Genomic DNA, 12,187 nt, shown 5'->3' with positions numbered 1-12,187 from the left:
AACCCAAGGGCACTTCCGATAAATAGACTGTTTCGGATCGGTCACCCGTGTAGTCCGAAGTATCCGAACACACGCCCATTCGGCCTGGTTCTGCAACCGCTTTCGCCCCGTGTTTCAGCCGCTCAGCGCCGCCCGAAGGCGGTCCGCGTCGGTCGTCGGGGCGTCGCAGGCGAAGTTACGGCAGACGTACGCGGTCGGTTCTCCGTCGATGAGCGTACGGCCGGCCAGCAGCGGCAGTTCGTCACTGTCCGGAGCCCCCGCGGCGACGACCGCGCCGGGCGCCGTGCCCAGAAGTGCCGTGCGGTGCAGGGCCTTTGTGCCCGGATGGCCGGCGGCCGGACCCACGACGGCGACCTCCCGCGGTCCGTCGAGCAGCGCCTCGGCCGTCGCGAGCCCCCACCCGATGAAGCGAGGCGCACGCGGCCCGAGGGCCTTCACCACACCCAACGCCCGCTCGGCGGCGGTGCGATGGCGTTCGGAGCCGGTGTGGGCGGCATACCCGAGCAGGGCTCCGGCGGCCGCGCACCAGCCGGACGGGGTGGCGTTGTCGGTGGGGTCCTGGGGCCGCCGGATGAGCTGTTCCGCGTCAACCGCCGTGTCGTACAGGGCGCCCGACTCCTCGTCGGTGAACGAGGTCAGCACGTGGTCGAGCAGGAACCCGGCGAATTCGAGCCAGACGCCCTCTCCGGTGACGGAAGCGAGCGCGAGGAACCCTTCGGCGACATCCGCGTAGTCCTCCAACACGCCTGCGTTGCCGCCGACCTGCCCGTCCTTGCTGGTCCGGGAGAGCCGTGCGTGGTCGTCGAGGTGCAGCCGTACGAGGAGGTCGGCGGCCGCGAGCGCCGCCTCGACGAGGTCGGGGCGCTCGAAGTACGCACCGGTCTCGGCCAGCGCGGCCACGGCGAGCCCGTTCCAGGCGGCGACCACCTTGTCGTCGCGGCCGGGAGCGGGGCGCGTGGAGCGCGCGTCGAGGAGCCGCCGCCTGATGGACTCGATCCGGTCGGCGTCGAACACACCCTCGTGCTGCGGAAGCTGCAGGACGGACTGCCCGTGCTCGAAGGTACCCTCTTCGGTGACGCCGAAATGGTGCGCGGCGAGTTGCGCGTCGTCGTCCCCGAGGACCTCGGCGAGCCGGTCCGGGGTCCACACGTAGTAGGCGCCCTCGACATGCCTGCCGCTGCCGTCCTCACTGTCGGCGTCGAGCGCGGAGGCGAACCCTCCCTCGTTCGTCCGCAGCTCGCGCACCATGAAGTCGGCGGTCTCCAGGGCGACCCGCCGGGCGAGCTCGGAGCCGGTGGCGCGCCAGAGATGGGCATAGGCGCGACACAAAAGAGCATTGTCGTAGAGCATCTTCTCAAAGTGGGGCACAACCCAGTCCCGGTCGACCGAGTACCGCGCGAACCCGCCCCCGAGCTGGTCGTAGATGCCACCGCGGGCCATGCGCTCGCACGTGTCCCGCGCCATCTGCAGGGCACCCTCGGAGCCGGTCCGGGCGTGGTGCCGCAGCAGGAACTCGATGACCATGGAGGGCGGGAACTTGGGCGCCCCGCCGAACCCGCCGCGGGAGGCGTCGTACTCCCGGGTGAGCCCCAGCAGCGCCTGCGCGATCTCCTCCTCGCCCGGCACGTCCATCGGGCCGTACTTCAGCTCCCGCGCGGCCAGGTCCCGCACGATCTTCCCGGCGACCTCGGCGACCTCGTCCCTCCGGTCGGCCCACGCGGCCCGTACGCCTTCCAGGACCTGACGGAAGGAGGGCATGCCGTGACGGGGGGCGGTCGGGAAGTAAGTTCCAAAGTAGAAGGGCTCGGCGTCCGGGGTCAGGAAGACGGTCATGGGCCAGCCGCCCTGCCCGGTGGCGGCCTGCACGGCCTCCATGTAGACGGCGTCCACGTCGGGGCGCTCTTCGCGGTCGACCTTCACGCTCACGAAGTGCTCGTTCAGATACGCGGCCGTCGCCTCGTCCTCGAAGGACTCGTCAGCCATGACGTGACACCAGTGACAACTCGAGTAGCCGACGCTGAGCAGCACCGGCGCGCCTCGCTTGCGCGCCTCGTCGAAAGCCCTGGATGACCAGGGCCACCAGTCGACGGGGTTGTCGGCGTGCTGGAGGAGGTACGGGGACGTCTCGTGAGCCAGTCGGTTCGGCATACGTCAATCCTCGCGCACGCGGCGAAGCCCCGCAGACACGGCTCACGGGGCACCGGCGTGGCCCCACCGCCCAGCACTGTCCGGCCGCTTCAGGCCGGATCCCGTGCGGCACCCCCGGCAGGCCCTAGGCGGGAGCCACCGGCATTTCCAGCAAGGGGCCCAGGCCCGTCCCCCACAGCCTCTCCGACAGGCCGAAGCCACTGGCCGCGCGGGCGGCCAGGCGGCGTTCCTCTCCGAGGAGCGACGGGCTGGGGATCATGATGACGATGCTGCCGGTGTGGAGCGGGTCCTGCACCAGGCAGGCGTCGCTCTGCTCGTCCTTGCGGCTGAGGCGCAGTCCGTCGCCGTCCGCGGTGAGCCAACGGGCGCGCCCGGGGGTCGTGCAGGGCGTGGCGGAGTGCAGGGCGACGGCCGCTCCGCGCCGTTGCTCGACGGCGCCCAGCAGGACGCGTTCGACCTCGTGGGCGGGGATGCCCAGGTCGTGGCCGCCTGCGACAGCGCCTTGGAGCAGGCCCCAGGGCAGACCCGGGGTGGCGGTGGACATGACACGGTGGGCGGTGTTGCCGCGTGGCAGCAGGTCGAGCGGGACGAAGCCGTTCGCGGTCTGCACGCCACCGATGCTGAAGGCCCCCCGGAATCCGGTCTCGCGGTGCATCAGCGCAGCCACCCTCCGGGCCAGGTCCCGCATCCGGTCGTGGACGGTCGGCGGGGGGTCGAAGTACGTGGAGCAGCCCGCGTAGACCAACTGCGAGTGCTCCGGGCCACGCAGCACCAGTTCCTCGAACGGACGCAGTACGACGACGCCGTCGGCCAGGACGAACCCGTTGATGCCGCACGGCGTTCCGGCGAGGAACGGTGTGACCTTCACCTGCAGACACTCCCGTGCGACGGCCGTCGTGGCTTCGGCGAGGCCCGCGGCGTCGCGCACCCAACGGGCCTGTTCGAAGGTGACCTGGACCCCGCTGTTCATGTCGCGGTACCAGACGGTGCCCTGACCGAGGTCGAGCCGCTGGTGCGCCGCGTGCAGCGCCTCGGGTGTCGCGGGGACGACCTCGGAAGGCAACCGGTCGACGTTCAGCTCATCCCAGATCCGCTCCAGTTTGATCTTGTCCTCCAGCTCGGCCCAGGCAGGCGGGCGGCCGTCGGCGACCTGCCTGCCGTCCATCTCGTTGCGCGTGACGTTGGACTCCGCGAGGACGATCGCGGTGCGGTCCGGATCGTACGCGTCGAGGGCTCGACGCACGTTCGGGGGCGGGTCGGCGAGCAGCCGGTCGGTGGCGCGGGCGGTGTCGGTGAAGCTGACGGTGCCCAGTTCGACAGTGGTCCAGTCGGCCACGCCCGCCGGGATGTCACCGTGTCCCGCGCCGTTGCCGATGATGAACGGCGCCTGGGAGCCCATCGCCGCCAGCGCCTGCACCCGCAGCCGGTACTGGGGCACCTCGCGCCCGAGCAGCACCACTTTGCGGCCGCGGTAGAAGCGGGCCACGGCCTCGGTCAGTTCCGCCCATTCAGGGGTGGGGGTGGCCGGTTGCTTGCTGGCTTCCTGGCTGTTCACGCCGTTTCCTTTCCTGGGTGGGTTTCTCTGTGCTGCAGCAGGTGTCGTGTCCTGAGTGGACGTGCGGTCACTGCGCTCGTGCACCGGTCACCGGGTCCGTGCCGTCCGGGGCGTCGGTGCCGTCGATGTCGCTGTCCTGGTCGCTCCCGGGCAGCGTGCGCAACTTCCGCGCGGGGCCCACGAGCGGCCACAGGGCCGAGGCGAGCACCCCGAGCCCGGACAGCACAAGCGTCGTCCGCAGCCCGAGCAGCCCGGCGCCGAGCGCACCGGCCAGGAGGGCGCCGAAGGGCTCGACTCCCCAGCTGATGAAGCGCACCGAGCCCGTGATCCGGCCCAGCATGTGATCGGGGACCAGGGCCTGCTTTATGGTCTCGCTGAGGATCAGGTTGACCACGACGGCCAGCACCCAGCCGAACTGGGAGAACCCGACCAGCACCAGGGCTGCGGCCTTCCCCTGCCCCTCGGCGAGCGGTACCAGCAGGCCCGCGGCGCCGGGTGCCGCGTAGGCGAGGGCGAGCGGGACGCCGTAGCCGAAGCGCTCGCTGATGCGGGCCGCGGTGGCCGAACCGAGGAGAGCCCCCACCCCCCCGGCCGCGCTCAGGACGCCGAGCAGGGCGGGGCTCAGCCCCAGGGTCTTTACGACGTACAGGGTGTACAGGGTGTAGAACATCGCGCTGAAGAAGTTGAAGTGCGCGGCGGCCAGGGCCAGGGAGCGCTGGACGGGGTCGCGCATCAGCAGTTTGAGGCCGGTCAGGGCGGCCCTCAGGTGCTTCTCACGGGGGCCGTCGGGGGCGCTGGGCTCGGCTCGCGGCAGCCCACGCAGGGCCAGTGCGCTGGCCGCGTAGCTGGCGGCGTCGACCGCGATCGCCAGCGGGGCGCCGAGGAACTGCACCAGCACGCCTGCAGCGCCCGGCCCCGCGACCTCGCCGACGGCTGAACTTCCCTCCATCCACGCGTTCGCGGGGCCCAGCTGCTTCTTGCCGACGAGCCGCGGCAGATACGCGGACATGGCGCTGTCGAACAGCAGACTGAGCGCCCCCACAGTGAAGGTGACGGCGAGCAGCACCCAGATGGTCAGCGCGTCCAGCAGCCACAGCACCGGGATCACGGCGAGGGCCAGGCCGCGCACCAGGTTGGCGAACTGCAAGAGCCTTCGGCGTTCGAAGGAGTCCGCCCACACTCCGGCAGACAGGCCGAACAAGAGGGTCGCGGCCGATCCCGCGGCTGCCAGCAGACCCATCTCCCAGCTGCCCGCGTCAAGGACGAGGACGGCGATGAGCGGCGTAGCGAAGTAGGTGATCTGGGAGCCGGCGAGGGAGAGGGTCTCTCCGGTCCAGAGCCGGAAGAAGCCGGCCTTCCGCAGCTCGGGGGAGATGGGCATGGAATCCTCAGCAATCAGTGGAGCGGTCGTCGGCGCGGCAACGGCAACTGTCGGGGCCCGCGTGCCGTGTCAGGCGCCCGGTGTCGAAGGCCATCAGTCCCCGGGCGCCCAGAGTCAGAGCGGTCCCCGAGGCCAGCCAGCGCAGGGCGTCGTGGGCGAGAAGGGCGGCGATGGCGGAGTTCGACGGCCCGAAGGAGTACGGGGTGGGTGTCGTGTCCGCATCCTCCAGCCGCAGTTCGTCGGGGCCACAGCGGCCGCGCCGCGCCTCCTCGAAGCAGCGCAGACAGTGGCCGAGCGCCGGGTCGAGCAGCGGACCCCAGTAGCCGCTGTCCAGTCCGACTGCGGCGGACGTTATCGCACTGCCCCGGGCAGCCGCCCAGGTCCAGCACACCTCGGTGATCCCTGCGGGCGTGTCGGCGCCGAGGACCAGCAGGTCGATGCCGTCCGGCAGGATGTCGAGGTCCTCGGGGGTGAGGACGCGCCGAACATTGCCGGTGACACGCACGTCGGGTGCCAGGGCGCGCAGCCGGGCCGCGGCGGCGTTCACCTTGGGCGTGCCCACGTCGTCGAGGGTGTACAGGTGCTGCCGGTTGAGGTTGTGCGTCTCCACCCGGTCGGGGTCGATCAGCCAGAGCTCGCGCAGCCCGGCGGCGACGAACTCGCGGGCGGCGAGGGCCCCGATGCCGCCGATGCCGACGACGGCGACGCGTGCGGTGTCGAGACGGCGCTGCATACGTACGGGTTCCGGGCCGAAGAGCTCCAGGTAGCCGAGCTGCCGCTGGTGTGGAAGCCCGTCGTACGCGGCGGGGGGCGGGGCGGGCTCGGTGGTGATCCAGCCCATCCGGCCGAGCTCGCCGACGAGCCGCCCGAGTGCGCTGCCCGCCGCCGGTTGTGCCGTGCCGGCGCGCAGTTGTTCCAAGGCTCCGGCCAGCCACGCCTGCGGGCCACGCACTTTCAGGGCCTGTCGGCCCCGGCTGAGCAGTACTCCGTCGCCGAGGCCCACGACATCGACGGTGGCCGGCAGCCGCACCGGGGTGCGGCTCTGCCGTGACGCTGTCTGCCGTCGCTCGGGGGCGTGCTCCGCGTGTGTCTCAGCCACGGCCGGCCTCGGCGAGCAGTCCGGAGCGGCGCAGGTTGGTCACGAGGACGTCGGCGACCCGCTCACCGTGGACCGCCGCCAGCTCGCGCGGGGTGAAGGGGCGGCCGTCGAGCAGGTGGGTGAGCCGGGCACGGGCAGCGGGGGGCAGGGTGATGCGTTCCTTGGTCCGCAGGTTGACCAGGTACAGACGACCGTCGGCGGTGCCGCCCGCGGTTCTCGTCCCGGTCCGGCCGGCCGGCACGCCGTCCTGGTCGGCCGTGTACAGGTCCAGTTCCTCGACAGGGATGCGCAGGGCAGCGTCAGGTGTGATCCGCACGTCGCGAACGACCCGGTCCTGGGCGCCGTTGACACGGTCCGCGAAGGAGACGTAGCGGCGGTGGACGTCGGCCCGCTGCTCGGGCGTCATGGCGGGATCGCTGTTGGGGAGGTGGTTGAGGGCGTACTGGGACTGCCAGTTGCCCTCCTGTGATCCGGTCACGACGAGGCCGAAGGCTTCGGGGTCGCGGCCGACGCGGGAGGAGCGGGTCGCCTCGAAGGGGAACACGGACACGGACTGGACGCAGTGCGCGAGTTCCTCGACGTCGGCGAGGGCTTGGAGTGCCTCCTCGTAGGTGGTGGAGGGCAGGTCCGGGATGAGGTTCACGACAAGCCGCACGCCCGCCGCGTGGGCATCGCGCAGGAAGCGCAGATTCTCCTCGCGGTCCGCGGACTTGTGCACGAGCTTCAGGACGCGCGTGATGGTGGTCTCCATCCCGACGACCAGGAACTCGCAGCCGGCCTCCGCCATCAGCGCCAGCAGGTCCCGGTCGAAGCGTCGGTCGACCATCACGAACGACGACCAGGTGATGTCCATGCTCCGTTCGATCAGGAGCCTGCTCATCCGGCGGGCGAAGGCCGGAGGGATGGACTCGGTGACGAAGCTGAAACGACGGGTGCCGTGCTCCCTTGCCAGGTGGTGCAGTTCGTCCAGGAATGCCTCGGGGCGGCGGCCCCGGAAGGAGGGCGACCCATCGTACAGTTCGACGAAGTCGCAGTAGTCGCACTTGCCCCAGTAGCAGCCGCGTGCCTGGGTCACACCGAGGACCGGGTCGGACAGCCGCGCCATGGCCTCGGCGGGAAAGACCGGGTGCGGCAACGTGTTGAGGTTGGGGCCCGGGGCCGGGTCCTTGGTGTGCGGGGTGCCGTCGGCCAGCAGGCAGGAGACTCCGGGCACCCGCTCGGGTTCCCAGTCCCCTGCCTCGGCCTGGCGGGCGAGCGACAGCAGCGGGAACTCGCCGTCGAAGCGGACGACCGCGTCCACCTCGGGGAAGTCGATGAGCAGTCGCTCCAGTTCGGGCAGCAGCATCAGGCTGAGCGCGGGACCACCGAGCACCACCCGCAGGGCCGGACGCATCGCCTTGAGCCGCAGGGCGAGCAGCAGCGTCGGTACGAGCTGGGGGCCCATCGGCACGGAGATGCCGACCAGACTGGTGCCCGCGAGGGGGGTGCGGCCGCCGTCATCGCTCACCCATTGGTCGTAGAACCGCCCGAACACGCCGTCGGCGGCCCGCTCGACGGCCTCGCGCCGCAGCGTCGCCTCGTCGGGGTCGATACGGAACGGGACTGCCAGGGTCTCCACGATCCGCCCCGTGTGCCGCCCTGCCCCGAACAGGTGCCGGCCGTCGGCACCGACCATCATGTCGGGCTCGCGCAAGGCCCAGCGGGCCGCTGACGCGGTGTACGAGTCGTACGCCACCCCGGGCACCCGGCCCGCGGCGAGCGGCGTCAGCTCCGCCGGGCCGAGCAGGAACTCGGCGAATTCCTCGTTGAGGTCGCGTTGCCACACGTCCAGGCCGCGGTTGTCGAGGAAGCCGGCGAGGACCGCGGTGGACGGGTAGAAACTGCCGAAGTTGGACTCGACGAGGGGCGGGAAGACCAGGCCGATCACTCGCCCTCCTCCCACCGCACTTCGTGCGGCCGGCCCAGGAGATGCTGGCCGATGCTGACGGTGTACCGGCCGGTGCCCTCGCCGGAGAACGGCTCGACCCAGTGCCAGCACTCCTCACGGACCGGAATCATCGAGAAGGTGTTGAACAGCGGGTCCACCAGTTCGTCGGTGCTGGCCTCGTTGCGGAAGCCGAGCCGTCCACCGGTGCCCGGCCGGTAGGTGGCGTCGAGGTAGAAGTTGACGGCCATCACCCGCCCCGGGAACAGGTCCTGGTGGCGCCGGATGCGGTCGCCCTGCCCGTAGGCGGCCAGTTCGACGCTGGTGCGGGGCTCCAGCGGGAAGCCGACGCCGGCGGCGATGAAATCCCTCAGCGTGTCGGTCAGCACGCAGAAGGCGAGGAACTGCTCGATGGTCCTGCGGTGTTCGTCGACGACGATGCCGTTCTGCAGAGCCTCGCCGAGCGGTCGGGCGACGAAGTGGCGGGCGGCCCGGTGCGGGTGGTCCGTCCACTCTTCCTCGGGGATCTCCGCGCTGTCGCGGGAGTTGGTGTAGACGGTGGCGCAGCGCGACCACACCGGAAGAGCACGCATCGCTGCGTCCATGGCCTCGGCCCACTCGGGCCGCAGGAAGTTCCGCAGGACGAACGGGCGGCCCGGCTCGGCGGTGTACCACTCGCGCATCTCCCGCCACACGGCCGGTGTCAGATGGCGCTCGTCGACGAAGCGGCGGGCGCGGGCGAGAGAGGATTCGGACATGGCGGGAGCAGCGGAAACAGTCATGTCGCCTTCGCAATCGGTTTCGGTGGGTGCGCGGGTGGCGGTCGTGGTCCGGGTGGCGGGTGACGGCTGGCCTTGTGGAGGGTTCCTCAGCGGCGTACAGCCGGCCGGGCCGACAGGCCCTGCGGCGGGACGAGTCCGCTCGGGGTCAGCCCCGCCGCACGCACCCGAGGGCTCGCCAGGTAGTGGGCGCGGACCCTCAGCAGCGGTACGCGCGGCATCAGGTACAGCCACCGCTGCTCGGCCTCCAGCCAGGCCTCTGGCCCGTCCGTACCGGTGGTGGCCCGAGCGGCAGCGAACAACCGGTCGAAGGCGGCGTCCGTGAAGCCGGTGGTCCGGCCGTACGTCCCGCCCGCCGCCCAGGGACCGAGGAGAGCGGCCGGGTGCGGGAAGTCGGCGGTGGTGAGGGTGTAGAGGAGGGCGTGGTTGCCGGTCAGTGCGGCGCGTACGTACGCGCCGTACGACAGTGCCCGCGGCCGGACGTCGAGACCGAGGGTTTCGCGCAGCCGGGCGCAGATCCCCTCCACGACTGTCCCGTTGGGCACGAAGTCCGCGTAGGCCACCTCCATCGGGCCCGCTCCCGCGTACGCGGCGCGGACCGCCCGTATCTCCTGGGCACCGGGTGCGGCGGGCCGGGGCGAGCCGTCCCGGCCGAGCAGCGAGGCCACCGGAGCGGGTGCCGCTTCAAGGAGTCCGCCCGTCCGCGCGGCCAGTGCCTCGGGGTCCAGCGTGGCGGCGACGGCTGCGCGCAGTCCGGGCGCCTGCCGTACGCGGGGTGCCCGCCGGCCGAACTCAAGGCTGCCGAACAGCGTGACGGGAGCGGTGACGAGGTCCGGGTCGTTCGCATGGCTCTCGATGTCCGGCACGTCGAAGCTCGTGGTGGGCGTGGCCTGGACAAGGCCGCTGCGGAAGGCGCCCACAGCCCTGTCCAAGTCCGCGAGGACCGGGAACCTCAGTTCCTCGGGGAGCCCTTCGGCCTGGGCGTACGGTTGCAGCCTGAGCCGGGGGCCACCGTCGCGTCCGTTGCGCCCCGCGGGCAGGTACGGCCCGAGAAACCCGTCGAAGTGCGGTCGTATCGGCGAGAGCTGAGGGAGCGTCAGGAGAGCGGGGAGGAAACCGGTGGGTTCCCGCAGCCGTACTTCCACCCGGCCGTCGGGGAGTTCGGCCGCGGCCTCATCGCCGTCAGCGAGGAAGCGGCCGGTCTGCCGGTCCCGTACGGCGGCGTCCCGGATGCCCGCGACGAGATGCGCGGTCCGCAGCGGGGTGCCGTCCGACCAGCGCAGCCCCTCGGCCGGACACATGCGCCAGCGCAGTCCGTCATCCACTGCCTCCAGGCCGTACGCCGCGTGCGGCAGCGGTTCGGCAGCACCGGGCGCCTCGCGGTACGGCGTCGCCAACACGGCTTCGGCAACCAGACGTGCGTTGTAGTCGACCGGCCGTCGGACATCGTTGCCCAGCGGCTCGGCGTCCAGGGCGAGGGCGAGAGTGTCGAGGGGCATGGATCCGTCCTTCAGCGAGTGTCCGCCGCTGTTTCCGCCGCCCGGCCAGGGGCGGCGGAAACAGCGGACGGAAACCGTCAGCCTTCGAAGCTCCGCACATACGGGGTGCGAGGCTCCGTTTGCGAGCCGGGCGATGCCCCGCTCATCAGCGCCGGGGCCTCGCTGTAGCGAGTGGTGCGAGACCCCCGCCCTGGCGGTTCATGGCACCGGATGCGCGTGAGGCGATGCTCCGTTACGAGCGGTGCTTGACGGCAAGCAGGTCGTTCAGGGTCTCGCGGTCGAACTCCAGTTCCTCAGCGAGCACCTCCTCGGCGACCTCGACGGTCTGCGCGTCCTGCGCCTCGGTGGTTGCGGCGAGTTGCTGCGACATGGGCCATCTCCTTCCAGAAACAAGGGAATTCGGACCGACGGCCACTCAGCGGAAGAAGTATTCCGATCCTGGCCGACGGAGCTCACCCTGCCTTCCGTCCCACCTCGGCAACCAGACCTCTCCCCTGGCCGGATCCGGTCCCGTCCCGAACCGTCCGTGGGCTTTCGTGGGCCCCCGAACGGCGAGGCGGTCCGGGGTCCGACGGCGCCCCCACGACCGGCTTCGCTCACGCCGGGGACCCCCATCGCGTTGACGCCCTGCTCCGCCTTACAACTGCACGCACCAAGCCCCGCTCACCGGCGGTCACAAGAAGCCCTGGCCCGAAGCCGACATGACCCGAACGACAGGCCCTAGGCCACCTCGATGCCGCGTCCTCCCTGTTCGCGCAGCCAGCCGCAGGTCGCGGCAAGGGCACCCGCCTGGAAACGACTGCGCGCCCCGAGGCGCTCCATCAGCGTGCTCGCGATCCGGCGAGCCGTACGCGCGGAGACGCCGAGCCGCTTGGCGATGGCCTCGTCCGTGTGCCCCCCGGCGAGGAGCCACAGCACCATCCGCTCCTGGGACGACAGGCCCTGCTCGTCCGCCCGCCGCTTCGGCGCCTCGCCGAGCGGGGAGGCGCTCTGCCACACCAGTTCGAACAGGGCGCTCAGGGCACCCAGCACGCCCGTTCCGGTCAGCACGACCGCGCCCTTGGCCGAGTTCTCGGGGTCGACGGGCAGCACAGCCAGCCTCCGGTCCGCGATGATCATGCGCGTGGGCAGCGAGGGTGCCGTCCGCACCCGACCGCCCCGCTCGGTGAGCCACGTCGCGTGCGTCACGGTCTCCGGACTGTTGCGGATGCTGTCCAGATAGATCGTGCGCATCCGAACGCCCCGGTCGAGAAGCTGCTGATTGAGAGGCTGGGCAGCGGACCGGTTCGCCTCCGTCTGCGCTCCGTCGGGCGCGAACGAGAGCACCTCCTCGCATACCTCGCGGGTGATCTCCACGAGCCTGTGCCGTACGGTCTCCACTCCGAGTAGCACCTCGACCTCGCCCTGGTTCTCGTAGGGGCGCATCTGGTGGTACTCGGCCGCCAGACGCGAGGCCAGTGCCTCGCTCTCCGCCAGACGCTTTTCCTGAGCGGCCAGTTCGGCGCGCTGCTGGGCGAGCAACGCGTCCATGCCGACCTCCGGGTTCACCGCGCGCACCCCGCCGGGTGCCTGCGCCGTGTGACGGACCAGCGCCAGAGCGCTCAACCGGTCCATGGCCCGGCGGATGCGGGCCTCGTCGAAGCCCAGGCGCCGGGCGAGGTCGGTCACTCCGTCCTGGGGGTGCAGCAGCATGGCGCGATAGACGTCGTGCGCGTCGTGATCCAACTCCGGCCCAACCCACTCCCCGCCGGTGTCACCCGCCGTGCGGATCGGCGTATGAAACGCCTCCCACGCGCCCCGTA

At 71.4% G+C, this 12,187-nt stretch carries 9 protein-coding genes; all 9 read right to left on the bottom strand.

Going from position 1 to position 12,187, the window contains the following annotated elements:
* Positions 1-114: 114 nt before the first annotated feature.
* Complete coding sequence (locus E0500_RS14840) at positions 115-2,148, bottom strand: thioredoxin domain-containing protein (RefSeq protein WP_131560569.1); 2,034 nt, start codon at positions 2,146-2,148, stop codon at positions 115-117.
* Between the two features lie 124 nt (positions 2,149-2,272).
* Entirely contained in the window at positions 2,273-3,703 is a 1,431-nt protein-coding gene (locus E0500_RS14835) for a hypothetical protein (protein WP_131560571.1), read from the bottom strand.
* 67 nt (positions 3,704-3,770) lie between these two features.
* A complete protein-coding gene (locus E0500_RS14830; protein ID WP_131560573.1) occupies positions 3,771-5,084 on the bottom strand; it encodes an MFS transporter in 1,314 nt (437 codons plus the stop codon).
* 7 nt (positions 5,085-5,091) lie between these two features.
* Positions 5,092-6,183 carry a ThiF family adenylyltransferase gene (locus tag E0500_RS14825; protein WP_131560575.1) on the bottom strand — a complete coding sequence of 364 codons (1,092 nt, stop codon included), beginning with the start codon at positions 6,181-6,183 and terminating at the stop codon, positions 5,092-5,094.
* On the bottom strand, positions 6,176-8,110 hold the full coding sequence (locus E0500_RS14820) for a radical SAM protein (protein WP_131560577.1): 1,935 nt from the start codon (positions 8,108-8,110) through the stop codon (positions 6,176-6,178). The genes E0500_RS14825 and E0500_RS14820 overlap by 8 nt, the downstream gene beginning before the upstream one ends.
* A complete protein-coding gene (locus tag E0500_RS14815; protein WP_165934897.1) occupies positions 8,107-8,865 on the bottom strand; it encodes a 2OG-Fe(II) oxygenase in 759 nt (252 codons plus the stop codon). The genes E0500_RS14820 and E0500_RS14815 overlap by 4 nt, the downstream gene beginning before the upstream one ends.
* A gap of 110 nt (positions 8,866-8,975) precedes the next feature.
* On the bottom strand, positions 8,976-10,385 hold the full coding sequence (locus tag E0500_RS14810) for an ABC transporter substrate-binding protein (protein ID WP_131560581.1): 1,410 nt from the start codon (positions 10,383-10,385) through the stop codon (positions 8,976-8,978).
* A 232-nt stretch (positions 10,386-10,617) separates the two neighbouring features.
* Positions 10,618-10,755 (bottom strand): hypothetical protein, encoded by a 138-nt coding sequence (locus tag E0500_RS14805; RefSeq protein ID WP_165934898.1) that lies wholly within the window; start codon positions 10,753-10,755, stop codon positions 10,618-10,620.
* A 350-nt stretch (positions 10,756-11,105) separates the two neighbouring features.
* Complete coding sequence (locus tag E0500_RS14800; RefSeq protein ID WP_309505061.1) at positions 11,106-12,110, bottom strand: LuxR C-terminal-related transcriptional regulator; 1,005 nt, start codon at positions 12,108-12,110, stop codon at positions 11,106-11,108.
* Positions 12,111-12,187 lie beyond the last annotated feature (77 nt).

The sequence above is a fragment of the Streptomyces sp. KM273126 genome (assembly GCF_004337435.2).
Classification (GTDB): Bacteria; Actinomycetota; Actinomycetes; order Streptomycetales; family Streptomycetaceae; genus Streptomyces; species Streptomyces acidicola.
The sequence above is the reverse complement of the archived record's forward strand: the minus strand, read 5'-3'. Positions and strand labels throughout refer to the sequence as shown.